At 44.6% G+C, this 24,324-nt stretch carries 22 protein-coding genes and 1 tRNA gene; 10 read left to right on the top strand and 13 right to left on the bottom strand.

All coding sequences use genetic code 11. The annotated features are described in order from the left end of the window. The first annotated feature begins 144 nt into the window (after nucleotides 1-144). Nucleotides 145-1,248, top strand: coding sequence for a KamA family radical SAM protein (locus tag NZ952_02315; GenBank protein ID MCS7120024.1), 1,104 nt, complete (start codon nucleotides 145-147; stop codon nucleotides 1,246-1,248). Then, on the top strand, nucleotides 1,245-2,300 hold the full coding sequence (locus NZ952_02310; protein MCS7120023.1) for an ATP-grasp domain-containing protein: 1,056 nt from the start codon (nucleotides 1,245-1,247) through the stop codon (nucleotides 2,298-2,300). The genes NZ952_02315 and NZ952_02310 overlap by 4 nt, the downstream gene beginning before the upstream one ends. On the opposite strand, the gene NZ952_02305 is transcribed toward NZ952_02310, so the two are convergent. After that, nucleotides 2,283-3,326 carry an ATP-grasp domain-containing protein gene (locus NZ952_02305; GenBank protein MCS7120022.1) on the bottom strand — a complete coding sequence of 348 codons (1,044 nt, stop codon included), beginning with the start codon at nucleotides 3,324-3,326 and terminating at the stop codon, nucleotides 2,283-2,285. The genes NZ952_02310 and NZ952_02305 overlap by 18 nt on opposite strands. A gap of 124 nt (nucleotides 3,327-3,450) precedes the next feature. On the opposite strand from NZ952_02305, the gene NZ952_02300 reads away from it, so the two are divergent. Both NZ952_02300 and NZ952_02295 read left to right on the top strand, forming a co-directional pair. Continuing rightward, on the top strand, nucleotides 3,451-3,978 hold the full coding sequence (locus NZ952_02300; GenBank protein ID MCS7120021.1) for a GNAT family N-acetyltransferase: 528 nt from the start codon (nucleotides 3,451-3,453) through the stop codon (nucleotides 3,976-3,978). A 22-nt stretch (nucleotides 3,979-4,000) separates the two neighbouring features. Beyond that, nucleotides 4,001-4,936 (top strand): transcription initiation factor IIB, encoded by a 936-nt coding sequence (locus tag NZ952_02295; protein MCS7120020.1) that lies wholly within the window; start codon nucleotides 4,001-4,003, stop codon nucleotides 4,934-4,936. A gap of 238 nt (nucleotides 4,937-5,174) precedes the next feature. Here the strand turns inward: NZ952_02295 and NZ952_02290 are convergent, their stop codons facing one another. Further along, a complete protein-coding gene (locus NZ952_02290) occupies nucleotides 5,175-5,360 on the bottom strand; it encodes a hypothetical protein (protein ID MCS7120019.1) in 186 nt (61 codons plus the stop codon). Nucleotides 5,361-5,534: 174 nt separating this feature from the next. On the opposite strand from NZ952_02290, the gene NZ952_02285 reads away from it, so the two are divergent. Next, complete coding sequence (locus NZ952_02285; GenBank protein MCS7120018.1) at nucleotides 5,535-7,988, top strand: valine--tRNA ligase; 2,454 nt, start codon at nucleotides 5,535-5,537, stop codon at nucleotides 7,986-7,988. A 41-nt stretch (nucleotides 7,989-8,029) separates the two neighbouring features. Here NZ952_02285 and NZ952_02280 read toward each other — a convergent pair whose 3' ends face one another. Beyond that, the gene (locus tag NZ952_02280; protein ID MCS7120017.1) at nucleotides 8,030-8,854 is read right to left on the bottom strand and encodes an MBL fold metallo-hydrolase; all 825 of its coding nucleotides are present in this window, start codon (nucleotides 8,852-8,854) and stop codon (nucleotides 8,030-8,032) included. 134 nt (nucleotides 8,855-8,988) lie between these two features. Here NZ952_02280 and pyrH point away from each other — a divergent pair, with 134 nt between their 5' ends. Then, complete coding sequence (pyrH, locus tag NZ952_02275) at nucleotides 8,989-9,663, top strand: UMP kinase (GenBank protein ID MCS7120016.1); 675 nt, start codon at nucleotides 8,989-8,991, stop codon at nucleotides 9,661-9,663. An 11-nt stretch (nucleotides 9,664-9,674) separates the two neighbouring features. On the opposite strand, the gene NZ952_02270 is transcribed toward pyrH, so the two are convergent. Beyond that, complete coding sequence (locus tag NZ952_02270) at nucleotides 9,675-11,432, bottom strand: beta galactosidase jelly roll domain-containing protein (protein MCS7120015.1); 1,758 nt, start codon at nucleotides 11,430-11,432, stop codon at nucleotides 9,675-9,677. Between the two features lie 119 nt (nucleotides 11,433-11,551). On the opposite strand from NZ952_02270, the gene NZ952_02265 reads away from it, so the two are divergent. Then, nucleotides 11,552-11,681: transfer RNA gene (locus NZ952_02265), tRNA-Leu, on the top strand. Between the two features lie 31 nt (nucleotides 11,682-11,712). Here NZ952_02265 and NZ952_02260 read toward each other — a convergent pair. The 5 genes from NZ952_02260 to NZ952_02240 all read right to left on the bottom strand — a co-directional run bounded on the left by NZ952_02260 (nucleotide 11,713) and on the right by NZ952_02240 (nucleotide 14,055). Continuing rightward, on the bottom strand, nucleotides 11,713-12,108 hold the full coding sequence (locus tag NZ952_02260; protein MCS7120014.1) for a site-specific integrase: 396 nt from the start codon (nucleotides 12,106-12,108) through the stop codon (nucleotides 11,713-11,715). Between the two features lie 286 nt (nucleotides 12,109-12,394). Then, nucleotides 12,395-12,664 carry a hypothetical protein gene (locus NZ952_02255; protein ID MCS7120013.1) on the bottom strand — a complete coding sequence of 90 codons (270 nt, stop codon included), beginning with the start codon at nucleotides 12,662-12,664 and terminating at the stop codon, nucleotides 12,395-12,397. Between the two features lie 249 nt (nucleotides 12,665-12,913). Continuing rightward, nucleotides 12,914-13,303, bottom strand: a complete 390-nt coding sequence (locus NZ952_02250; protein ID MCS7120012.1) for a M48 family metallopeptidase — start codon at nucleotides 13,301-13,303, stop codon at nucleotides 12,914-12,916. A gap of 99 nt (nucleotides 13,304-13,402) precedes the next feature. Next, the gene (locus NZ952_02245) at nucleotides 13,403-13,831 is read right to left on the bottom strand and encodes a type II toxin-antitoxin system VapC family toxin (protein ID MCS7120011.1); all 429 of its coding nucleotides are present in this window, start codon (nucleotides 13,829-13,831) and stop codon (nucleotides 13,403-13,405) included. Continuing rightward, a complete protein-coding gene (locus NZ952_02240; protein ID MCS7120010.1) occupies nucleotides 13,828-14,055 on the bottom strand; it encodes a type II toxin-antitoxin system CcdA family antitoxin in 228 nt (75 codons plus the stop codon). Before NZ952_02240 ends, NZ952_02245 begins: the two co-directional genes overlap by 4 nt. A 643-nt stretch (nucleotides 14,056-14,698) precedes the next feature. Between NZ952_02240 and NZ952_02235 the strand changes: the two genes are divergently transcribed. Continuing rightward, nucleotides 14,699-15,973, top strand: a complete 1,275-nt coding sequence (locus tag NZ952_02235; GenBank protein MCS7120009.1) for a PD-(D/E)XK nuclease family protein — start codon at nucleotides 14,699-14,701, stop codon at nucleotides 15,971-15,973. Nucleotides 15,974-16,541: 568 nt separating this feature from the next. Here the strand turns inward: NZ952_02235 and NZ952_02230 are convergent. Together NZ952_02230 and NZ952_02225 are read right to left on the bottom strand one after the other, a co-directional pair. Then, nucleotides 16,542-17,567 (bottom strand): uroporphyrinogen decarboxylase family protein, encoded by a 1,026-nt coding sequence (locus NZ952_02230; protein ID MCS7120008.1) that lies wholly within the window; start codon nucleotides 17,565-17,567, stop codon nucleotides 16,542-16,544. Nucleotides 17,568-17,682: 115 nt separating this feature from the next. Then, a complete protein-coding gene (locus NZ952_02225) occupies nucleotides 17,683-19,467 on the bottom strand; it encodes a beta galactosidase jelly roll domain-containing protein (protein MCS7120007.1) in 1,785 nt (594 codons plus the stop codon). A 190-nt stretch (nucleotides 19,468-19,657) separates the two neighbouring features. Between NZ952_02225 and NZ952_02220 the strand changes: the two genes are divergently transcribed. After that, a complete protein-coding gene (locus tag NZ952_02220) occupies nucleotides 19,658-21,808 on the top strand; it encodes a DUF5703 domain-containing protein (protein MCS7120006.1) in 2,151 nt (716 codons plus the stop codon). Nucleotides 21,809-21,864: 56 nt separating this feature from the next. Here NZ952_02220 and NZ952_02215 read toward each other — a convergent pair whose 3' ends face one another. Both NZ952_02215 and NZ952_02210 read right to left on the bottom strand, forming a co-directional pair. After that, nucleotides 21,865-22,575, bottom strand: coding sequence for a PAC2 family protein (locus tag NZ952_02215; protein ID MCS7120005.1), 711 nt, complete (start codon nucleotides 22,573-22,575; stop codon nucleotides 21,865-21,867). Nucleotides 22,576-22,581: 6 nt separating this feature from the next. Next, complete coding sequence (locus NZ952_02210) at nucleotides 22,582-23,361, bottom strand: PAC2 family protein (GenBank protein MCS7120004.1); 780 nt, start codon at nucleotides 23,359-23,361, stop codon at nucleotides 22,582-22,584. 209 nt (nucleotides 23,362-23,570) lie between these two features. On the opposite strand from NZ952_02210, the gene NZ952_02205 reads away from it, so the two are divergent. After that, complete coding sequence (locus NZ952_02205) at nucleotides 23,571-24,314, top strand: hypothetical protein (GenBank protein MCS7120003.1); 744 nt, start codon at nucleotides 23,571-23,573, stop codon at nucleotides 24,312-24,314. Nucleotides 24,315-24,324: the final 10 nt, after the last annotated feature.

The raw sequence follows: 24,324 nt of genomic DNA, 5'->3' as shown, positions 1-24,324 counted from the left end.
ATTGAATGTCAATTTTGGCATGACTCTTGATTTTTCTAGAAAATGGTGCGATTTGAAAATATAATAGAAAGATTTAAAAGCATCAGTTGAAACGGATATTACTTTCGTGACACCTTAAAGGTGTTACAGAGCGCGTAAAATAAGATGGTTGAGGTCTGGAAACAGATCCTTAAAGAGAGTATAACAAGGCCAGAACAAATTCTCAAGAAATTCAATGTTGATGTCGACCTTCTTAAACCTGTTGTCGCCAAATATCCGATGAGGGTCTCGAAATATTATTTTGATCTTATAGAGGAAGTCGGCGACCCTATTTGGAAGCAGTGCATACCAAGCCCTCTTGAGCTTGAGGATCCATATGGCATAGAGGATCCTTTGAACGAGGAAGGCGACAGTCCGACACCAGGCTTAATTCACCGATATCCTGACAGAGTTCTCATGTGTGTCTCAAATAGATGTGCAATGTACTGCAGATTTTGTACCCGTAAGAGGCAGGTTGGAAAGCCTGTTATTGACCTTTCGGATGGGGTTCTGCAAGAGCAGCTGAGATATATCGAGAGGAATTCGCAGGTCAGGGACGTGCTGCTTTCAGGCGGGGATCCATTCCTGCTCCCCGACGAGAAGATTGAACGGATCCTGAAAAGGTTAAGGGCGATACCGCATGTAGAGATTCTGAGAATAGGGTCAAGAGTTCCATGCACGCTTCCCCAGAGGATTACTCCGAAGCTATGTGAAATGCTGAAGAAGTACCATCCATTGTACGTGAATGTACATTTTAATCATCCTAGAGAGATTACCGAGGATAGTGAAAGGGCATGCGGTCTTCTCGCAGATGTTGGAATCCCGCTTGGAAATCAATCAGTCCTCCTAAGAGGTGTCAACGACAATCCAGAAGTCATGAGAGAGCTGGTTCATAGGCTTCTGAAGATACGTGTTAAGCCCTATTATCTCTTTCAGATGGACCTCGTTAAGGGAACATATCATTTCAGGACTAGAATAGAGACTGGTCTCCAAATAATAGAGTCCCTCATAGGGCATACTACGGGATTCGCTGTCCCCCGCTATGTCATTGACGCGCCTGGCGGTGGAGGCAAAATACCTGTTCAGCCCAATTATATAGTGAGCCTTGAGAAAGACCATGTTGTTCTGAGAAACTATGAGGGCAAGATTTTTGTGTACCCGCAAATACCTGAGGGAGAGAAGACATATAGGCTTTTGAAGGTTCCAGTGGAAGCAGCTGAACCGCTATGAGCCTCAAGGTAGGGCTAACATTTAACCTTAAGAGAAAAGTCCGCCCTGATGAAGGGCTGCCGGAAGACTTTTTCGCAGAATTTGACGATGAAACAACGGTTAATGCCATAGCCGAATCATTGAAGAGAGGTGGATGTCGGGTAACAAAGATAGAAGCGGATGAGAATGCTTATTCTAAGATTAGGAGACTGAAGCCTCATATAGTTTTTAACATAGCTGAGGGGCTGAGGGGTGAGAGCAGAGAGTCTCAGGTGCCGGCTATGCTTGAGATGCTTGGCATCCCATATACGGGTTCCGGACCGTTAACCCTGGCGGTTGCATTAGATAAAGCTTTAACTCATAGGGTGCTTGCTGCGAGCGGCGTCCCGTCACCTAACTTTCAGGTGTTTAAAAGTCCATATGAGCGTTTAAGCAGGAGGCTCCGTTTTCCCCTCATCGTTAAACCTTTGGCTGAGGGGTCGAGCAAGGGTGTGAGAAATAGTTCTCTAGTTAAGGATGATAACAGTCTGAGAAATCAGATCGCGTGGGTTATAAAAACATATAATCAACCCGCCATCGTCGAGTCTTTTCTTCCTGGAAGGGAGTTTACAGTTGCCCTCATAGGTAATAAAGATCCGCTGGTGTTGCCGATAGTCGAGATATTATTGGAGAAATTGCCCCCAGATGTGAGCCCAATATACTCATATGAAGTTAAGTGGGTGTGGGATACTCCGGAAAAGCCTCTTGAGATCTTTAAATGCCCTGCAAATATTTCGAAGACGCTTGAGAAAAGGATAAAACAGATTGCAGTTAAGACTTTTAAGGCGCTTAACTGTAGAGATCTATGCCGCATAGACATGAGATTGGATGAGCAGGGTGAGCCTCACGTTCTTGAGGTTAACCCTCTTCCAGGATTAATCCCGGATCCTGATGCGCATTCATGCTTTCCAGAAGCGGCTAGAGCCGCAGGCTTTACTTATGATGAGCTTATCTGCACAATTCTTTGGCAGGCTCTCAAAAGATACGGGCTTCAGTCTCTTTTTGATGGGTTATCGTTAGTAAAACTTCCTTGAGGCGTTCTGGCGCTCAAGTGCAAACGAGATTATCTTCTTGATGAATTCTTCATATGGTATTCCTGCGGCTCTCAGTGATCGTGCGAAACCTGCTTCAATGGATATGTCTGGGTTTGGGTTGACCTCGAGGACGATTGGCGAGTCGTTCTTTAGGCGCATGTCAACCCTCGCGTAGTCCCTGCAGTAAAGGGCCTTGTAGGCTGATAGGGCTGCTTTTTCAACCTTCATTCTGGTCTTCGCTTCTAGATCTGCGGGACAGATAGGCTTCGTCTTCTTATATTCTTCGCTTTCTTTAACCCATTTGGCTCTGTAGTCCACTATCCTCGGCTCCTCCTCGAACTCGAAAATTATCTCGGAAATAGGCAGCACAATTGGCTCCTCATTGCCCAGTATGGATATGTTTAACTCTCTCCCACAAATGTACTCTTCGACCAGAGCTGGCTGCCTATATGTTTTGCATATGTATTCAACTCTCTCTTTTAATTGCTCACTATTCTGCACATAATTTTCCCTAGAAATTCCGAGGCTTGCGTCCTCCTGCAGCGGCTTGACGAAAAGCGGAAACTCAATCTGCCCCCTCCAATCTCGAGGATCATCCAATATGCAGTATCGCGGCGTCAATATCCCGCTTGCGCTCAATATTTTTTTGGCCAATCCCTTATTTTGGCATATTCCAAGAGACAACGGCGGCGAACCAGTATAGGGTATGCCTAAGAGTTCGAATATGCTTGGCACATTCATTTCATGGTGGCTTTCGCCGAATGCGCCTTCGCAAAGATTTATGGCGACGTCTGGATTAAATCTTTTAAGATCACTTATGAAGTCTCCTAGATCCCCGCCAAGAGGAAACATCTCAAATCGGATCCCAAGTTTTTCAAGTGCTTCCCCGACATTTTTAGCCTCCTCCTCAACCTCAACCTCGGATATATAGTCGAGATTCTCGCCCTTATGAAGTTCTGACGTAAGATTATAGGCAACAGCGACTCTAAGATCTGCGTTAATATGCGGTATGTATATGGACTTCATCACATCATCCAAATTCATGCTTTAACATATAAGGTCATTGGCATGAGGAGGAATGTTAATGGATGACAAGTAAACTTTAATAATACGTTGGATAATCAGTCAAATCTGTTGTTGGAGGGATGCGTTGAAATTTGAGATTTTCAACGCAAAAGAAGTAAGATTAACAAACGAAGATATTAGGGACATTGTGGAGATAGAGTGTCACCCTAAAGTTCGTGAATGGCTTTTTGAGTATGTTGGCAGTATCGATAAAGAGTTTCAGGCATATAAGAGGTTTTTCAGAAGGTTGAAGAAGAATAAGAGGGCTGAGATACTTGTAGCGAAGAGTAAGGATCGTGTGGTAGGTTTTCTTGGGCTCTGGAGGCTTGGAAGATTCATGGAGCATGTGGCAACTATAGGTGTTAGCGTCCATCCGGATTATTGGGGTAATGGAATAGCTACTAAACTTGTAGAATCGGCGATAGCGCTCGCTGAGAAAGAGGGTATCGTAAGGCTTGAGATCGAGACGCTGGCTGACAATAAGGCGATGAGGCATGTAGCGGAGAAGCTTGGTTTCAAACTTGAAAGTATAAGGAAATTGAGGGTGCAGAAAGAGGGCAAATATCATGATGAAGCATCCTACTATATGCTCCTAAATAGTTTGAATTCGTAAAATATGGTCAGATGGAAAAAAGATGAGCAATGAAGGGGAAGAGGCTCCCGCCATTATAGAATGCTGCTCAGAATGCGGCAGCAAGAGACTTGTATGGGATTATGAGAGCTCCGAAATAGTGTGTATGGACTGCGGTTTTGTAATGGAAGCAAAAATCGTTGACAGCGGGCCTGAATGGAGGGCATTCGATGAGGAGGAGAGGGAGAAAAAGGCCCGGGCAGGCGCGCCCTCAAGGCTCACAATGCATGATAAGGGTTTGTCGACGGATATTGATCAACGGGATCGAGACGCTTATGGGAGAAGGGTTGCCGCGGAGCAGAGGGACCAGATTTATAGGATAAGGAAGTGGCAGAAAATTGCGCGGGTTGCCGATACCTCAGAGAGGAACCTCCTCTTCGCTCTATCCGAAATTTCGAAGATTGCTGAGAATCTTTCATTGCCCCTAAGCATAATAGAGACCGCTGCCGTGATATATCGGAAATCACTCAAGAAAAACTTGATCCGCGGGAGAACTATGAAGGGAATGGGTGCTGCAGCGTTATACATTGCTTGTAGGCAATGTGGGCAGATAAGAACACTTGATGATCTTGCGTCAGCATCCGGTTTGGACAAGAAGGTGATCAGCCGGAGCTACAGGATCCTACAAAGGGAACTCGACTTCACGGCTCCATCTTCAAAACCAGCCCAATATATCATGAAGCTTTCAAATTGTCTAGAGCTTAATGGAAAGACATCGGAAATAGCCAACCGGGTCCTGAAGGTTGCGAAAGAACTTAAACTCACTGCTGGTAGAAGCCCGACTGGTCTTGCAGCAGCCGCGCTATATGTCGCATCGGTTATATGTGGGGAGAGAATGACCCAGCGAGAAATATCTCAGGCAGCCAGGATAACCGAGGTGACGATCAGAAACAGGTATAAAGAGCTTGTTGATAGGCTTTTTTTCGTTGAGGCGCTCTAAACTTCAAGTTTTCAACATACATCCAAGATTTACGCAGACGGGGAAAAGACGTATATTTTCCGCGAGGATGAAATTGTCAAGGTTCAGGATAATGGTGGAATGTTAAAAGATACCAACATGTCCTACAGAAAACCAGTATTCGTGTTTTAAAACAACCTCTACCACGCTACCTAAACCTTATCCATCATCAGCTAGCCTAAGTCGACTGGTATGAAGCTACCGGTTGATATTACTATCTCTAGTTGAGGTTCTTCTGGTACTCTGTGTTGCAGCTTGGCCAGCTGATGGCGAGACCATCTCCCCTTCTGGCAGCAGAGTATATGGCGACTTTAGGGGGCTCAGCCCTGACGGAAGGCGAGTTTCCGATGGGTAGGTTGGAGCGGAAGTAGTCGCTTGGGACTAGCGAAAAAGAAAAACCGCCCATCCACACAACAAAAAAGCATGTATTTTTTGAAAAAATTTGAAATCAGCTTCCGAGTGAGAATGTCTTCACACCATATTATTAGCTGTACGTTGTTCCTGTTTTTCGCGGAAAACTAATTATTCTAGTTCTTATTTACCCTTTCCTTATTAAATATGCATTGAAGGATGACAGTCCATGAAGCCTCTGCCGAAAGAATTCAACATAAAAGAGATCGAGGTAAAGTGGCAGACCCTGTGGGAGGAGGAGGGGGTCTACCGCTTCGATTGGGAAGCAAGGGATAAGCCTCCCTACACGATAGATACGCCCCCACCGTATCCCTCAGGCGACTTTCATATGGGAAATGTTTTGAATTGGACGTACTTTGACATCGTCGCCAGATACAAGCGTATGAAGGGTTATAATGTTCATTTCCCGCAAGGATGGGATTGCCACGGTTTGCCTACAGAGGTTGAGACAGAAGAAAAGTATGGCATAAGAAAGACTCAGGTGCCTCCGGACGAGTTCAGAAAGTTATGCGAGCAGTTTGTGGAGAAGTATATTCAGGCGATGAAAAAAGCGATTAAGCGGATGGGCTGCTCAATAGACTGGTCGCTGGAATATAAGACTATGGATCCGGATTACTGGCGTAGAACCCAGCTCTCCTTCATCCTCCTTTACCAGAAGGGTTTAATTTACCAGGGAACGCACCCGGTGAATTGGTGTCCGAGATGCGAGACTGCCATAGCAGACGCCGAAGTTGAGTATGAGAGTAGGGATGGATTCTTTCATTACATAAGGTTCCCGCTGGAGGATGGTGGTTTCTTAAGCATAGCCACAACCCGCCCCGAGCTTATACCCGCATGCGTCGCTGTGGCAGTGCATCCGGACGACCAGAGATATAACAGATTTGTTAACAGGACAGTTGTAGTCCCAATTGTTGGAAGTAAAGTCAAAATAATATTTGACGACAATGTTGAGCCGGAGTTTGGAACAGGAGTGGTGATGATCTGCACATTCGGGGATAAGGATGATGTGAGATGCGTCTCAAAGAATAAGCTTCCAGTTATAACAGTCTTGACAGAAGACGGAAAGATGAACGAGAATGCTGGAAAATACGCGGGACTGGGGATAGAGGAGGCTCGAAAAGCCATTGTCCAAGACCTTCAAAATGAAGGCTTTCTTGAGAAGATCGAAAGAATCAGACAGGAAGTAGGAGTCTGCTGGAGATGTAAAACCCCGGTCGAGATCCTAGAGAGAAAGCAGTGGTTCATGAAAACTCGAGCTCTTACAGATCAGGTTGAAAAAGCGGCTTATGAGGTGAAGTGGTACCCAAACCATATGCGGCATAGGCTTATCGACTGGGCTAGAAGCTTGGACTGGGACTGGGTTATATCGAGGCAAAGGGTCTTTGCAACACCGATACCCATATGGTACTGTGAGAAGTGCGGCGAGGTCATATTAGCTAAGCCTGAGTGGCTTCCAATAGATCCAAAGCTAAGCCCGCCTAAGATTGAAATTTGTCCTAAATGCGGATCTAAAAAGTTCCTACCCGAGAAAGACGTGCTTGACACATGGTTTGACTCATCAATAACCTGCGCCGTCCATGCAGGCTGGCCTGACAGACCAGATTGGAGAAGGCTCTTCCCATCAGATCTTCACCCCTCAGGGACTGACATAATAAGGACTTGGGCATACTATCTCATGGTCCGCCATCTAGCACTTTTCGGAGAAAAAGCTTACAAGGCATGTCTAATCAACGGCATGGTCTTGGGCTCAGATGGCAGGAAGATGAGCAAGTCTCTTGGAAATTATGTCACAACACTGGAGGTCATTGAGAAGTACGGTGCAGACGCTATGAGACAGTGGGCTGCGGCCGGAGGGGCAACAGGCTCCGATATACCGTTCCGTTGGCCGGACGTGGAGTATGGTTGGAGGTTCCTGATAAAGCTGTGGAATGCCTCTAGGTTCGCCAGCCTCCACCTTAAAGACTATGATCCCGCATCAAAGGGTAGGCTCCAATTAATAGACAGATGGCTGTTATCGAAGCTTGAGAAAACCGTAGAAAAGGTTGGAGAAGCGCTTGAAAACTATAATTTCAATATTGCAATCGAAGCCGTTCGTGAATTTACTTGGCACATCTTCTGTGATCAGTATATCGAGGCGATTAAGGATAGGCTATACAGAGTAGAAAGCCAAGACGATGAGAGTCGAGCGGCTGCATTATACACGCTTTACCATGCGATCTACAAGATTATCCAGATGCTAGCACCCTTCACACCGCATATAACAGAGGAAATCTACCAGAACATGTACGCGGAACTCAAGGGTTACAGAAGTATTCATCTGACACCCTGGCCGGAGGCGGATAGAGAATTGATTAATGAGGAAGCTGAAAGAAAAGGCGACATAGTAATTCAGATGATAGCCGAGATTAGGAGAGGTAAATCGGAAAGAAGGTTTCCCCTCAACGCCCCCATCAAAAAGCTAACTATTTACAGTGAGGACAAGGTGTTCCTGGAGGCTATTAAGGAAGGTAAAGAGGCAATAATGCAAGCCTGCAAAATTAAAGAGCTGATCATTATTTTCGGCAAGGGAGGAGAAAGTCAAATCAAGAATTATCCGCAAGCAGGATATACGGTGGAATACTGACTGCTAACACACCATTCTAGAAGAAAGGTTTAATCCGAATCCTAAAGAAAGCGGCTTAGGTCTTCCCCTCTTTTTGTCACACTTACAACGATCTCTCTGCCGAAAATTAGGCGCATACCATCCTTCGCAGCTATGGTTGGAATGCCCGTAGATTTCTCTATAATCTTAGCCTCATGATCCGCACCCTTACTTACCATGAGCATCCCAAAATGTGTTATTACAACCTTCTCTGGGAGAATATCTGCAACAGCCTTAACCGCCTCATCGGTTGACATATGTCCCTTCCACGGTTTACCAGACGGTCTCAAGACTGAAAGTATTAGCAGTCTAACCCCTCCGTAGTATTCTCTCATATCGCTGAAGTATTCTGAGTCGGGAATGTATGCGAACCCGCCATAATCTGCCGTCTCAAATCTGAATCCTACAGTGTCAGGATCCGTATGGACTGCCTTGCAGACTTTCACCAAAATGTTACCAACCGGAAACGATGTTCCGACGCGGGTCTCAACAACTTTTTCCGGAAGCGCCCGATGATACGATGTAATCTCCTTGTCGCAGACTTCATTACCCTCAAGCACGCTGCGGGACGCGCAGAGCAATCCCCTCTTCCTAGTCGTCCCTTCAGTCATAGCCTCTATCATGACACATGCATCATTTGTGTGGTCTAAGTGGCAGTGAGATACAAGAACAGCATCAACCTTTTTGGGATCAAGACCAGCCTCCAATGAATATATGAGGGCTCCAGGACCCGGGTCAATATGAACGTTCACTCCTTCTGAGAGAATTCTGATCCCGCCTGTCCTGAATTTCTGGGTTACCATGGCGAAGCGGCCGCCGCCTGTTCCAAGGAAGATGATCTCAAACATAAACCAATCTAGCTCCGAAAAATGAAGAATGTCCATTCATATTTATAGGGATATGGTATCATGCTTGGGGCGGGCTCTATGAAGAGCGATGAGCTATTTATAGTGAGAGTCTAAAATATTTTCTTATGCCCGGTTTGAATGTCGTTGTTCGCATCGGCGGATCTGTCATAGGGTCTCCGCCGAACCCACATCTCATAAGAGAATACGCTAATATCCTACAAAATCTGAGAGGTCAAGGCCACCGTTTAGTCGTGGTCGTAGGAGGAGGTGAACCTGCACGTGAGTTCATAAGGCTGGCTAGGGATGTAGGCTTAGCTGAACCTGAGCAAGATGAGGCCGCAATCACCGTCTCAAGACTTTTCGCTCAGATCTTAGCGATGTGCATAGGCGGTTCTGAATGGAAGAGAATACCGGAGACGATTAGGGATGCGTTAAGAATCCTTAATAAAAGGGGAATTGTTATCATGGGAGGACTGAAACCTGGAATGACAACGGACACTGTTGCAGCATTAATTGCGTCGAAGGTTAACGCCGATCTAATAATAAAGGCCACGAATCAGGATGGAATATATACTAGGGATCCGAAGAGATATGCTGACGCCGTAAAACTTGATTTTGTGAGTTTTGAGGAGTTAGACCGCTTCATGCCTCATGATAAGCATGAGGCAGGTATTCACCAGATTGTTGACCCTCAAGCAGTCCGTTTACTAAAAAAGAAGCGTATAAAGATGGTGGTTGTGAACGGGTTTAAGCCTAGCAATATAGCGTTAGCTATCGAGGGGAGAAATGTGGGGACATCAATCCAATAGGCCGTGCTACACTAGAGAAAGGTCGGGGTTTTCTGGAATAATTCTTTAACGACATTCACAGATAACTTTGGCTCTCTTGTCCTTGTGAAGATTCCCTTCCTGTTTAATGTTGTTCTTCTTGGGCTCTGTCCAACCCTGAAATCCGCGAAGTTCCAAATGTGACCTCCAACGACATAGGGCTTTGAGCGTAGAACCTTCCAGTAAGTCTTTATCAATTCGGCCTGATATTCCTCAGACCACATCTCGGGTGGGTTTCGGTGGACTCCTACAATGGCATCTGCGCCGAACTCGGTGACAATAATAGGTTTATCCGGAAATCTCCTGTGGATCTCATCCAGCGTTTCGCTCAGCATTTTTTCAGCCTTATCAAGTTCTCCGCAGAGGTTATACCACCCATAATAGAAGTTGTGGCAGAGGACATCGACCATGTCAAGCGCCTTATCTTCTAGGTGCCTGTAAGAAACAAACGTTATCGGTCTAGTAGGATCAGCTTTTCTGGCTTCTTCTGCAACCTCCTTCAGCAACGTTCGAAACTCTTCCCTATCGCTGTCCGGTTCATTAAATAGACTGTACATGATTACTGAAGGTCGGTTCCTGTCACGCTCTATAGCCTCCCGAGTCATCCTTTTCATCTTCTCCATCAGCTCAGGGTCATCAAGCCTCTCAATATGCCGACACAGCCCAACCATCGGCATCTCAAGTATGACCATGAAGCCATACTCATCTGCAAGGTCAAGATGCGCCCTAGAGTAGGGATAATGGGATGTCCGGAAGGAATTACATCCGATCTCCTTCATCAGGCCGAAATCTTTTCTTAGTACCGCTCCAGGCAGAGCTTTGCCCATAATGGGGAAATCTTCATGCCGTGCGCATCCCTTCAAAAAGACTGGGCGACCATTAAGCAGGATCCTTCCGCCCTCAACCCTGATTGTTCTTACCCCAAACCTCTCCTCATAGGTGTCGCATATGCCCTCATCATGTGAGACGGTCACTCTAAACCGATAGAGGTGAGGGGACTCCGGGCTCCAAAGCTTCGCCGCTTTAATGACAACCTTCTCATTTACAACCTTCTCAGAGTTTGGACCAATAATGAATCGAACAGGCTTCTGCGCAGCAATCTCAGGGCCATCAAAAACCTCAAGCATCAGCTTGCAGAAGTAGCGTTCAGCCGTCTCATTCACAAAAGAGACATCAGCATCGACTAATCCATCTCCATTCTTAATATCCGTCCTCAGGATGACATCCTTTATGTAAAGCCTCGGAAGGCATGTCAAGTATACCTCACGATGAATACCGCCATAATGGAAAAAGTCGAAGTAGGTCTGATTCATACCCTCCCCAGGAGGAATAGTTCTCTTCGATAGCGTATTATCAACCCTGACGAAAAGGATATTATCCCCCCCAATCCTCAACGCGCCTTCAACCCTGAAACTGAAAGGTGTGAATCCCCCCTCATGCTCCCCGAGAAAGACCCCATTAACCCAGACCTTAGCCTTATAATTTACACCCTCAAAACACAGAGAAACAACTTTGTCCTTCCAATCTCCGGGGACATAGAATTCCCTTGCATACCAAGCCACACCCATGTACCAAGTGTAGGCAGAATCCTGCTCGTTCCAAGACGCTGGAACATAGAGTTTGTCCCAACCCCTGAGATCCCTCTCCTCAAACCACTTCTCCAGCTCACCAGCATCCCTCGGATCAACCCTAAAGTACCAGAAACCGGAAAGATCAATCCGCTCCCTAATAAACCGCTCCTCGTAGCTCATACTAACCACCCAAACACCAACCAAACATGTCTAATAGTGACATCTAAAGGAATTATAAAGTTTATCAGAATAAGAAACCAGAAAGGAATATTAGCGGCGAAAACCTAAAATCTCAAGATGCGGGGGTAGCAGAGCCAGGTCAACCAAAAAAGGACAAGATGCGCGGAGCAAACGGCCAAACGCCGAATGCGCGTAAGACTCAAGATCCCGTCCCATAGGGGTTCGTGGGTTCAAATCCCACCCCCCGCACTTTTGGATGAACCCCCCTCACAGCTTCGGGTTATTTGCGTTTCCTGAAGATTTTGTTGTCGTTGAAGTCGCATACATACTCGAATCCGGCTTCAATGAGTTTGCAGGCTTCCTCCTCGGTGCGGGCTACCTTAGCCACGTATTCATCTCCGCTGAAGTCCACGAGCTGCGTGTAGACGAGTGTATTCTTAATGTCTTTATGCCCCAGTATGCGCATCACATTTAGGATATCTTTCGTTTTAGCGTATTCCATTGTGGCTTTCCAGTGGCGGAATGTGTGGAAGCTTATTTGCCTTATTCTGGGGTTCTTCAGTTTCTCAGACACTTTCTTTCTGGCCTTATAGAATAGTCTCTTTTGGCTCTTAAGCGACTTCTGGAATACTCTTTCGCTTTCGGAGTCTTTCTGTAGGGTTTTCAGCATGCTCATGAGCTTATCAGAAACCCTGAATATTCTAGGTTCACTCCCTTTTTTCAGGTGTTATTCTTATTGTATTATTACCGAAGTCTACATCAACCAATTTCAACCTCCATGCCTCACCTATTCTCATGCCTGTCTCTTTTAGGAGTTGGAGTAAAGCCGCTGTTTTAGGTCCACAGCCAGCGATTAACTAGTCAATCTCGCTTTCCAATGGTATGAATGGTAGCTTCCTAACCCTCTTATATTTTGGCGGATCCCACTTTCCACCGAAAACCTTCAGGAAACCGCTGTACGTCTACACGGCGAGTTCCTTTCTGCCAGCGCTCCACCTCTGTTTGGCGATCACCTCTTTAATGGACTCAGGGTCATAGAGGTTTGCGCCTAATTTTACAAGCCTCTTTAAGAATTTTACGCGTCCATGTATTGTCTGCTCAGCGTAGCCCTCTTTCTTAAGCGCCCAAGCATATTCAAAGATCTTTGCCACGCTCTGATGGAGGGTTAAGGATTCAGATCGTGCTTCCGTGGCTCCCGCAGCCCGGCTTTCGGCGTATGCTTTCTCCTCCATTGGGACCAGCACGGTCCCAGCCGAGTTTATCACTCCGCCTTCCGGAGCGCATAATCGGCAATCAATATTTATAGGCTTATGGGCTCTATAAGAAGATTAAGGATACAGGCAGAGCATACTGTCCCTCTAAATTTTTCCTTTTCTTTTTAACCTTTGAAATAACGCTATTTAATCTAACCATTTTTCGTTAGGTTTTTGAATAGTTTTTCGGTCATGAATCATTGTTCGAGTAGTTTCTTTTCTATCTGCTTATAGTCCGGGGTATCGTTGGCTTACTGTTTGCCAGAATGCTTTATTATGTTTTCTGTGTTTTAGGTAGGTTACTTTATGGTGGACTACGTTTTCTAGTAGGCATATGAGTTTTAGGTTTAGGCTTATGCTTCCGCTGCTTGAGCAGCTTACCCACCTTGTTTTCTGCCGTCTGATCGTTATCTTCTCTGGTTTGAAGCCTGTTTTAGTTGAGTATTCGCCTATTAATGTTTTGACTGAGTTTATTAGTTGTTGTGATTTTCTAATGGCTCTTTCGAGTGGTAGTATTATGCTTAACTCTCTGCCGCTTGGCTCCTTTCTCCTTGCTTGTATCTCGTTTATCTCTATGATTATATGCTGGAGTTCTTTGTAGGCTTCTTCTGTTTTCATTCTTCGGTCTCTGATATCGCCGGGAATAGTTCCTCTATTCTTCCCAGGTCCATGTTGTTCTGAATGATTTCGAGGATTTTTGGGTAGGTAAAGTTTTGCTCAAAGTTTAATTAGGTTTAAGTACTCTTTTACGGTTATTGCTTTGACGCCAACATTTCCAGATTTTTCAGAGAGTTCTTTATCTTCCGTTACCAGCACATAATCCTTGCTCTTCGCCTTTTGGAGATATGACGCATCGTAGAATGTTAGTCTTTGCTCTACGGCGTACTTCATGGTTTCGCCGACATCTTCAGCTGACCTCAACTCCTCCATGCTCATAATTTCCAAGATTTGCGCTGCTTCTTTGGCTCTATTTATTGCTTCTTGAAGATTTATAGAACCCCCTATTGCGCATTGCTTCCAAATCACGTTATTTATCTCATAATAAGCCAAGTTGAGGGTTGCATGCCCATTAAGAGCTTCTACAGATTTCTCCTTCAACCATTTGAGCACTAGAATTATGGCGCTTGAATCCATAAGACACTTCATCTTTCCATCCTGGCCATCTTAACGCTCTTAATAATCTCCTCATCGGGTATCCCTGCGAAGAACTCTCCTAGCTTAGCCGCAGCCTCCTGAAGCCTCTTCATCTTTCTCCTGCGCACCTCCTCCTCAAGGGCCCTCCTAACCACTTCACTAATATTAACTTCATGCTTCTTTAGCTCCTTCTTGAGCTCCCTGGGGACTCTTACACTTATTACTGCATCAGACATTTTCATCTCTTCAGTATTACTAATAAAACATTACTATTTAAGCTTTACATAAATGTAAAACAAAGCAAGCAAAATTTGTATTAAATCATAACTTAAATTAACCTAATAAAAAATTCAGTAAAAACACTATGGGGCATACATCTGTTTCACCTTTTCTTCTGGCATTGTCTAGATTTTGAAGATTAAAAATTTAAAAACAAAAAATGAGATGAGATATTGCGGGGGATATCTCCAGCTAGCGGTGGGATTCGAACCCCCGCAGACTCATCAGCATATTTCTTGCCTATTTCGGTTTTCTAAACATTTTTACTCCGTCTATTTCGCAGATATACTCGAAGCCAGCCTATATTAGTTCTTTAGCCTCGTTTATGTTTCTGGCAATCTTGCTTAACTTCTCCCCAAAAAGAACAGAGAAATGGATAGAAGGCACTTAAGGAGAAAATCAAGAAGAAGGGTAGAATCTCGTTAATTTAAAAATAGAGTACTCCAAGAGCCAAAAAAAGGCAAATATAAGAACAGTCTTTTATTTAGATTGGAAAGTTAAACTAAATATAGTTGTAAAATGTCAGCCATAGAATCTGAGCTTAGAAAAGTCTTGTACGATTTTGTGAACTCCCGTTTTACGAAATCAATGCTAGGGGAAATGCTTAAAAGTAGAGGGATTAAAACCGGGAATAGAAAAGATGTGATGATTAAGGAGATTTTGAAGTTTTATTCTCCTGACGATCTGCTTGAGCATAGTAGGGTTATCAAGCATTTACGTTGGTTTGAAAGGCTCATCCTACATGTTTTACTGTCAGGTCCTAAAACTAAAAGAGAGATAGCGGAGTATGAGTTAGTTCGGAAAGTATTGTCTCATAGAATCCCGGAAGCCGCCTTTGGCATAATAACCTCTAAATTTCTTGATGAGAAGAAAGCACGGCGATACTTACTTAGAAGAGTAGATGGATTGAAAAAGACGCATTTACTTATCGCTGAAAAGAAAGATGGCAGAAGAATTGTTTACTCGATACATCCATGGTTTCTTCCGTACTTTAAAGAAAAGCTATCAGGCGTAAATGGGAAAGAGCTAGTAGAAGAAGCCTATAGATACGCGAAGTCTTCGAAAAGTCTTCTATTAATGGATATGCTTGCCGGAGAATTCTGGCCTGAATGGCGAAACAGCCTAAATAACTTTAGGAAAACAATCAAAGAGTTGGCTAGAGTCTTAAGAAGTGGAGAAAGCCATCTCAGGTTTGGAGTACCTGCCATACGCATCTCCTTAATAGCCAGGCAATACTACTGCGAAAAGAAGGTTGAACTCGTCTGTCCATACGGCGAAGAAGAAACTAAGGAAATGTTGCTCGGACGGGAGATCCACAAAAAACTCTTAGAAGGAACCGAAAAAATTAACATGGAATCTCTATGGGCGAAAATATCTGCAGGAATGCTGGTGAAAGTGAGGGAAATGCCTCTCATAGCGAAATACGGAGACATCTTTTTGATTGGTATGCCTGATATGGTAATCTTTAAGGGTGGGGAAGCAAAAACCCTAATCGAATATAAGTTCACTAAAACCCAACGCCCATGGCGTGACCATCACATCCAAGCAAAATTATACTGTCTACTCCTAAACTTAATTGGATTCAAGACGCGAACCTTGAAGTATGCTTTAGTTCTAGCCCCTCAAACATGCCGTAATCCAGAAAAAATAAAAACAGAAATTGAAAACATGATACTAGAACACAAAAATATAGATACTTTTGAGAAGAAAATCGACGGCCAACCAGTAAGGGTTTTTATAAGCAACTTCGAAATTGAAGAAGCAAGACAAGAGCTAGAATGGGCACTAAAATATTGGAAGAAAGAAAGAAAAGCAATACCGACCAGAAAACCTAGTAAGTGTCAATCTTGCAACTTCAAAGAAAAATGCTATTAAACCTTCCAATTTACTCATAAAAGCAAGCCTTTTAGTCCCGAAGAAAATTTTTAAGTAATAAGTAAGGGCAAAATTTTCGATTCACTATGTTGATCAGAAGAAAGGCTGCTTATGAGGGAGAAATTTCTCTTCTTTGTTGGGGATGGTCCTGCTATTCTTTGGTACATTAGACTTTAATTTATAACGCGGCCATTAATGGATATGTTGATGTTTGATTGGCGCAAACTCTTTAATTCCTTAAAGGTTTTTAGGGATCTTATTCACCATACATTTGCCCAATTAAGAAGCCTTTAACAAACCTATGTTTTAATTCGCGCTCCGATATAAAATAGCTTTCTCTGCGCTTGCTAAGCCAGCACTCGCGACATTTCTTACCATAATCCTTACACACATCAGTATACCTACACTCTACCTGCACCTTATTTCCCATCTCTCCATAACCTCTATCATGAAATATTTTAGACACCTTTCTCCTTCAAAATAACCGAGAGAGGCATAGAGGACGCTGAAGGAGAAAACCAGGAGGAAAGAAGATGATACTTTATGCATGATCATTATTGCATGTCGATTATTTCTTAGCCCTATGTGCTCGTGCGGTTTCGAAGAGGGTCTCTATATTTTCGAGCGGCGCATTCTGCGGCAGATCGCAGCCTGTGCTTAGAATAAAGTTTTGATAGGGCTCCATCTCTCCCAGTAGTTCGAGTACTTCTCGGCGCACATCCTCGGGTCTGCCATAAGTCATCGTTACTGTCGGGCTGATGTTACCCATTATCACCACGTCCTCGGGTACTCTTCTTATCACATGGCCGATCCGTACGCCTGCATACTTGGAGTCCAAGCTTAAACCGTGTGCGCCCGCCTCTACAATGGCATCTATGAGATGCATAGAGTTTCCACAGACATGGTAAACGGTGTCAACATTATTATACTCGCATGATTCTACAATCCGCGACATGAATGGCGCTGCAAACTCTCTAAACATGCTTGGGCTAAGTATAACGGCGGCAGGGTCGAGTATGCATATTAACTGTGCGCCAGCAGCCATAAGCATCTTCGCATACGAGGATATAACCTCAGCCGCAAAGTCGCATACCTTTCGGAATGCTTCTCGACTCCTTAGTATGTAATTAATAGCGTTTTGAGAGGTCATTATAAGTGATGCTAGTGTGAATGGACCCGTAACATACGCGCCCCTGACGATTTTTGGAGGCAGATAGAGCTTCATGAGCTTAACGGTCTCAACATAACCAATAATTCTAGTGTCAAATGAGATGTCAATTTCTCTCAGCCTCTCCAAGTCCTCTAACCTGAAGTCCTTATCATATACTGCTGCAGGCTCATCCTTTGGGAATACTGTGAATCTGCCAAGCGCATTTGCCTCGACAGAAAGATCCATGAGAGGAAATACAATATCGGGGCTGAACCTTTCGACAATCGCCTTTATAACTTTGTAATGCTCACCGAAATTCTGTTGGGCAAGCTTAATGCTGCTTTTAGTCAGCTGAATTCCTGGAAAACCCAGGAGAGGAGCAATTAAGCGCCTACCCTCAGAATAAGCTTGCTTGACCAAGAGCGAAACCCTACTTCTCCTCATTCTCCTATTCTCCCTGCGAGGAGTCCTGAAGGATCCTTAAAAACTTTTTTGAGTAGGCTGTAACAGTGCCGTTGAAGCCTGCCTGGATTCCGCCATCTCGTTCAATGTGGTATCTCTACGCTAACCTGTGATCTGGGGTTTTTGTAAAGAGTTCTTTTACAACCTTCGTCGAGTATTTCGGCTCCCTTGTCCGTGTAAATATCCCCTTTCTATTAAGAATGGTTCTTAAGACCCCTTGGGGAGTCCTGAAGTCCGCGAAGTTCCAGATGTGCCCGCCTGCCACATAGTCGGTGCTCGTTAGGACTTCCCAGTAAGTTCTTATAAATTCTGCTTGATATTCCTCGGTCCACATTTCCGGGGGGTCGGAATGCAGACCGGCTATAGCCTCAGCTCCAAACTCTGTTACAATTATGGGTTTATTTGGCTGCTTTGCATGTAGGGTCTCAAGGGTCTCTTTAAGCAGCCTTCTAGACGTTTCAAGGTCGCCGAAATTGAAGTACCATCCATAGTATATGTTTTGACAGATTACGTCGATCAGATCGAGTACGCCCTCCGCATTTTCAACTCTATTACTCACGAAGGTTACCGGCCTACTGGAATCCAGTCTTCTAGCTTCCTCAACGAGCTCTCTAAGGAATACAAGAAACTCTGGCTTGTCGCTGCTCGGCTCATTGAATAGGCTATACATTATAACGGACGGCCTGTTTTTGTCGCGCTGAATCGCCTCTTTTAGCATCCTCTTAGCTTTCTCTATAAGTTCTGGATCGTCAAGTCTCTCCACACCTTTCGTTTCACTCTTAAATATGCCGACTGTCGGTATTTCAAGAATTACTAGGAATCCATTTTCATCAGCTAAGTCAAGGTGTGTACGTGAGTATGGATAATGGGTCGTCCTAAAAGAATTTGCTCCTAACGCAACCATTAAATCGAAGTCTCTTCGCAGTATTGCACCATTTAACGCCTTACCTAATATTGGAAAGTCTTCATGTCTTCCGAATCCCTTGAGGAAAACAGGTTTACCATTTAGAAGGATCTTAGTGTTCTCAACTTTCACTGTTCTAATCCCGAACCTTTCTGACGCCTCATCTACAATTTCTTCATCCCTAAGAAGGAGTATTCTCAAATTGTATAGGTTGGGAGCCCTAACGTCCCAGAACCGAGCCTCTCTAACCCTGAACTCTAATTTTTCAATTACTTCTGAAAACGGCTGGATAATGAGTGGCTGCGTGTTTTCGCAAACAATTTCATCCTCAAAGATGATTTGAGCTTTTAATGTGCCATCATATGGTCTGTCTAATTCATTTGTGATTTTAGCATCGACGTTAACTATGCCATCCTCGCCCTGAATGTCTGTCTTAATTGTAACGTCACTAACATGTATCTTTGGATAAGTTGATAGAAAAACTTCCCTATAGATTCCGCCATAATGGAAAAAGTCAAAGTAGGTTCTGTTCATGTTCTCTCCTGGCGGAATAGTCTTTCTGGATAGGGTATTGTCAACCATGATAACGGTACGATTCATGCCGCCAAACCTTAAAAATTTCTCAACTCTGAAACTGAAGGATGTGAACCCGCCTTCATGCTCGCCTAAGTAGCTCCCGTTAACCCAAACCTTCGCCTTATAATTTACACCCTCAAAGCATAAAGTGACAGCGCTTTCCACCCAGTCTTTTGGGACAAAGAAATCTTTAGCATACCATACGGTTCCCATATACCATGTGTATTTTGAGCACTGCTCGTTCCAATTGGCTGGAACATAAAGCTTATCCCAGGAACGTAATGATGTTGAACAGTTAAACCATTCCTCTCTTTCTCCAACCCCCTCAGGGTCGATTCTGAATCTCCAGAAGCCGGATAGATCGAGGATTTCCCTGGTCAATCCGAATCTTGCTGTCACCATGGTCTCTCCTCAAATATCGCTAGATACCGATCTCTATCCTAAAAGAGTTTACGGAGCTAAACTGTAAGCATACAGTCCTAAAACCAGCCAGCTGTGAAGTGCGGACCTTATTTGGGTTTACAGATTTTGAGTGAAGAGATTAAAGGATTATATGCTGTGAAGAATTATCCTTTAACTCGTGTACCGCATAATGTGGGATTCGCCGAGCCGAGGCTCTTACGGCTCCATGCCCCTGGGCAACGGGGACATCGGCATCAACCTCTGGGTTGAAGAGGATGGAGACATTCTCTTTTATATTGGAAAGACGGACACATGGAGCGAGATTGGACGTCTTCTCAAGCTCGGTCTTGTACGGTTCAGGATAACGCCGAACCCATTCATTAAGCCCATCATTTTCCGCCAAACTCTTGACATGCACTCAGCAGAGATTAGAATTGAGAGCGGTGGAGAAGATTCGATGGCTAACATAAGGGTTTGGGTTGACGCCCTACATCCAGTAATTCATCTAGAATTTGAGAGCAAGAAGGGTGCTCAGGCAGAGGTTCACTTTGAATCATGGCGCACCCATAAACGTGAATTGGTAGGTGATGAAGTTCACAGCGCCTACGGTTTGATAGATGCCCCACACCCAGTTGTAGAGGGGCCTGACACAGTTCTCTCATTAAGAGACGATCGTATACTTTGGTTCCATAGAAATGAGACGTCAATATGGCCTGAAACCATGAAGCTGCAGGGTCTAGAAAGCCTAATGGATGCCTGTAAGGATCCATTGATAAACAGGACATTTGGCGGCCTAATATGCGGTCCAGGGCTACGGACCAGAGAGGAGAGAATATTGGCGTCAGATTCATTAAACATGCGATATCACATCTATATCCATATACTCACAGCTCAGACGTTATCGGTTGAAGAGTGGCTTCGGCAACTCGAAAAACAGGCGGCAGAGGTTCAAGCTTTAGACTTGGAGATGTCGCGTGCCGCTCATCGGGGATGGTGGAGGGGTTTCTGGGAGCGCAGTTGGATCCATGTTACAGGAGGAGAGGACGCTGAGATCGTAACTCGGGGATATATCTTACAGCGTTTCATGAACGCTTGTGCAGGAAGAGGCTCTTACCCGATAAAACATAACGGATCAATTTTTACCGTGGAGGCTAGGGAGAAAGGTTATAACGCCGATTACCGCAGATGGGGCGGACCTTACTGGTTTCAAAACACCCGCCTCATATATTGGTCAATGCTGGCATCCGGCGACTTCGATCTAATGAGGCCCCTCTTCAACATGTATTTAGACACATTGCCCCTAGCCGAGGCGCGGACAAAAATATACTTTAATCATGAAGGAGCATTTTATCCTGAGACCATGTATTTCTGGGGTGCCTATGCTTCACATAACTATGGGTGGAATAGGGAAGGCAAACCAGTCTCCTATGTCGAAAATCGCTATATAAGGTATTACTGGCAGGGTGGACTTGAACTCGTGGCGATGATGCTTGACTATTTCCTATTCACTCAAGATGAAATGTTCGCGCGTAAGTTTCTACTTCCGATAGCCCTAAGAGTGATCCAATTTTACGATGAGCATTACCCAAGGGATGAGAAAGGCAAGATGCGAATGGAACCATCCCAGTCACTGGAAACATGGTGGGAATGCGTTAATCCACTCCCAGACATAGCAGGGTTGATCTTCGTGATTAATAAGATCCTCTCTCTCCCAGAGAATCTAGTGTCCTCAGATCTTCGGAAAAGTCTAAGCAGAATTCTCCAGGAAATACCCCACATACCCACAAGAATGGAGGATAAAACAACTCTCCTCTCACCTGCAGAGAAGATTTTGGATCCCAAACCGAGGAACGTCGAAAACCCCGAGCTATACGCCATATTTCCATACAGAATATATGGTGTCGGTAAACCTAATTTGGAGACCGGGCTTGAATCTTTCCGCAGACGCCGCATAAAAGGAAACAGATGTTGGCAGCAAGACGATATACAGGCAGCCTACCTAGGCCTCGCAGAAGAGGCCCGTCGAATGGTCGTCGAAAGGTTCTCCTCATGGAATGAAAACTTTAGGTTTCCAGCCTTTTGGGGACCAAATTATGATTGGATACCGGACCAAGATCATGGAAGCGTCGGGCTAATCGCCCTTCAGAGGATGCTCATGCAGTATGATGATGATAAAATAATACTTTTTCCAGCCTGGCCAAGGGACTGGAATGTCGACTTCAAGCTACATGCCCCTTCAAGAACAATTATTAAAGGAGTGTACAGGGATGGCAAACTTCAAGAATTAGAGGTAACACCAAAAGACAGAATAAAAAAGCTAACAGTAATGGAGCCACAGTAGGCTAGTTTTTCTCCGTTCCATTGCCCTAACTAAAGTTTGTTTCGCAACTCTAAGATTCATGTTAGTTTACTGTTGAAATTCTCAAGGTCAAACGGATCGATTTCAAGTTTTAGTAAGGAAATGATGGCTCTCACCAATTTTTTGGCTGCTTCGTAGTCAGGCTGCTCAGGAAACTCATCATTAGTCGTCGTCTTAGTGAGAATGCATATTGCGTCTATATCTCGTATAGCTGCCTCCCCTAACGTGAGACCAGTGAAGCCTAGCAAGGGCCCCTGATATGCTTCTGCCTTTAGCGTTCGGCTGTAATGTTCGACTAGTTCGGGTTTTGTAGCTGCTATGCAGAGGTCGCCTTTGCCCGTCGCATGAGCTGCCAGCCCAATAATTAGACTCGCTCCTAATTGCTCTAACAGTTCAACTGTTTTCTCGGCGGTTTCTCTCTGTCCATAAAAGTTAGCCTGATATCCTCTGACAATCATCAGGTCACCTCCAGCCCTGTATACCTCGACGCTTGGTTCAGTAGCTAAGCCTGAGTCTACAAATACCCCTCCAACTCCTCTTGCGTCTGGTTGGGCATTATAGGTTGGGATTGTCTCATGCTGGATTGGGAAGCTCGTCGAGAATATCTTAGCTATTAGCGATGGTTTGATCTTCTCGATGAGAAAGTTTATGGCAAGCCATCCGGCGGACCTTAATCCCTGTGATGCGATCAGGGCTATACCGCCCTCAATTTCCATTTTCTCAAAAACCTGGATCCAGCACCTTGACATGGCTGACTACCCAATGTATGTTAAGTCCCCGGTGAAGGTCTTCTGTGGCACCTCTTTAATGAATCTTTCTTCTGCCAGTCTACTAAGCCTTCTCAAAATCTCTTCGGATCCTCTCGCCTTCTCCTCTATGTCAGTCATATCTATACTAACGCCTAGTATAGATGTTATAACCTTCAGTAAAGCCTCAGCCGCCTTGGCATCGGCGAATTGCCCGTAATATGTATATGCAGGGGTTTCGCTAAGTAGACAGGCGGCTGGCACTCCGATCGCCTTTGCATAGCTCAGTATGATGCCATTAGCCCCTGATATGCTTCCCTCGGTCATCGGCTTAACACCATGCGTTTTCAATAGGTCCATAGTTGCACTATCAGTCGCGGCTCCATAAATATTAGGCTCTCCAACTCGATTCTCAACTACATAAGCAGCCATAGCGAAAACTCTTGTAACTCTATACCGCCCGGAGATTTCGCTAATGAGAGCGTCTATCAACTCATGCTGCCCCTCAGGGGTTGCTGGTTGCGCATTCCCCGTGATTAGGAGAAAATCTTTGCCATCTAGGCTTGAGTAGAGAAGATCAACCTTAAGCGGCTCTATCACCCCATTCTCCCTTACAATTATGAAGGGTGGAAAAGCATGCGAGTAAACTTCCGCGTAAACGTCCGCTCTTAGCTTTTCAGCTAGGTAGTCTAGGGCGATTTTTGCAACGTAACCGATGCCCGGAAACCCTGCTATGACACAGGGTTTATCAGCCTTTAAATCCTTCAAGAACTTGAACTTGATTGCCATGTTGATCGTTGCTCCGTCCTATCATAATGTTAAAGGATAACATAAAGCATGCGGATAGCGATTAATAACTAATAATTTCGCGGCCCTGATAAAAAGTCTTAATTCAAAACTGTTCGGCTTATCTAAAAACGTGCTGTGGAATTCGTTTTTCATCTTTTCTGATGGAAAATAATCTTTTTATCGGGGTCCTCTTTGTATGCATCTAGGGTATGGCTGAAGTCGACCTCTTCATTGTTCCCAATCTAAGATCTTCAGCCATAGAAGCAGCAGATCGCATAAGAAGACCTGAGTACTCCGCGGTATTTCTTGACTTTCCACGCAGTCTTCAGCCGCTTATTACAGAGTATGTGCAGGGCATTATCTCTCTTCATGAACTACTAAACAGGATAAAAGGCGATGTTCTACTTCCAGACCCAGTGAATTCGTGGCTGTACCTAAATGGGCCTCTACTTGAGGTTTTACCGGAAGTAGGTGAGCATGCAAAACTTTACTGTTATAGGGAAGTCGACCATTGCCACCTGTTGGCAAATGCAGCTGCAAAGATAGCTAGGCTTACATTACGGGTAAACTTGACTGGTAGGGTGGAAGTTGAAGAATGGATCAATGTGCTTAAAGAACCATTTAGCCCAGAATCTACAGAAAAGGAAGCTGAATTCATCAGTGTTAAAGCCGAGGATAGAAGCGCATGTATTACAGACCTATCTGGTTGGCATCTAGCTGAATGCCTAAGAAAATATGGGCATCTTGTCAGCGTCAAGTGTGTGCAGAAGGCATACTACTTCAAACCCTTAGAGACCCTTGAGATCCTGCTTGAAAAGGGAAAATTGACTATTGATGAGGCTGAGAAATTGATTAGGGAGCATACTTACTTCATAAGAGATTTTGTGCTTTGCTCAAGGGATCTTGATGAGGCATATCATCTATGGCTTGAAGAAAAGCGTAAAAAAGCGTAAAAGTTCACCT

The organism is Candidatus Bathyarchaeota archaeon, assembly GCA_025059045.1.
In the GTDB taxonomy this organism is placed as follows: Archaea; Thermoproteota; Bathyarchaeia; order Bathyarchaeales; family DTEX01; genus JANXEA01.
The sequence above is the reverse complement of the archived record's forward strand: the minus strand, read 5'-3'. Positions and strand labels throughout refer to the sequence as shown.

Coding starts and splice junctions, on each gene's coding strand:
- NZ952_02315 (MCS7120024.1), top strand. CDS start 145: ATGGTTGAGGTCTGGAAACAGATCCTTAAAGAGAGTATAACAAGGCCA.
- NZ952_02310 (MCS7120023.1), top strand. CDS start 1,245: ATGAGCCTCAAGGTAGGGCTAACATTTAACCTTAAGAGAAAAGTCCGC.
- NZ952_02305 (MCS7120022.1), bottom strand. CDS start 3,326: ATGAAGTCCATATACATACCGCATATTAACGCAGATCTTAGAGTCGCT.
- NZ952_02295 (MCS7120020.1), top strand. CDS start 4,001: ATGAGCAATGAAGGGGAAGAGGCTCCCGCCATTATAGAATGCTGCTCA.
- NZ952_02290 (MCS7120019.1), bottom strand. CDS start 5,360: ATGGGCGGTTTTTCTTTTTCGCTAGTCCCAAGCGACTACTTCCGCTCC.
- NZ952_02285 (MCS7120018.1), top strand. CDS start 5,535: ATGAAGCCTCTGCCGAAAGAATTCAACATAAAAGAGATCGAGGTAAAG.
- NZ952_02280 (MCS7120017.1), bottom strand. CDS start 8,854: ATGTTTGAGATCATCTTCCTTGGAACAGGCGGCGGCCGCTTCGCCATG.
- NZ952_02270 (MCS7120015.1), bottom strand. CDS start 11,432: ATGAGCTACGAGGAGCGGTTTATTAGGGAGCGGATTGATCTTTCCGGT.
- NZ952_02260 (MCS7120014.1), bottom strand. CDS start 12,108: ATGAGCATGCTGAAAACCCTACAGAAAGACTCCGAAAGCGAAAGAGTA.
- NZ952_02255 (MCS7120013.1), bottom strand. CDS start 12,664: ATGGAGGAGAAAGCATACGCCGAAAGCCGGGCTGCGGGAGCCACGGAA.
- NZ952_02250 (MCS7120012.1), bottom strand. CDS start 13,303: ATGAAAACAGAAGAAGCCTACAAAGAACTCCAGCATATAATCATAGAG.
- NZ952_02245 (MCS7120011.1), bottom strand. CDS start 13,831: ATGAAGTGTCTTATGGATTCAAGCGCCATAATTCTAGTGCTCAAATGG.
- NZ952_02240 (MCS7120010.1), bottom strand. CDS start 14,055: ATGTCTGATGCAGTAATAAGTGTAAGAGTCCCCAGGGAGCTCAAGAAG.
- NZ952_02235 (MCS7120009.1), top strand. CDS start 14,699: ATGCTTAAAAGTAGAGGGATTAAAACCGGGAATAGAAAAGATGTGATG.
- NZ952_02230 (MCS7120008.1), bottom strand. CDS start 17,567: ATGAGGAGAAGTAGGGTTTCGCTCTTGGTCAAGCAAGCTTATTCTGAG.
- NZ952_02225 (MCS7120007.1), bottom strand. CDS start 19,467: ATGGTGACAGCAAGATTCGGATTGACCAGGGAAATCCTCGATCTATCC.
- NZ952_02220 (MCS7120006.1), top strand. CDS start 19,658: ATGTGGGATTCGCCGAGCCGAGGCTCTTACGGCTCCATGCCCCTGGGC.
- NZ952_02215 (MCS7120005.1), bottom strand. CDS start 22,575: ATGTCAAGGTGCTGGATCCAGGTTTTTGAGAAAATGGAAATTGAGGGC.
- NZ952_02210 (MCS7120004.1), bottom strand. CDS start 23,361: ATGGCAATCAAGTTCAAGTTCTTGAAGGATTTAAAGGCTGATAAACCC.
- NZ952_02205 (MCS7120003.1), top strand. CDS start 23,571: ATGGCTGAAGTCGACCTCTTCATTGTTCCCAATCTAAGATCTTCAGCC.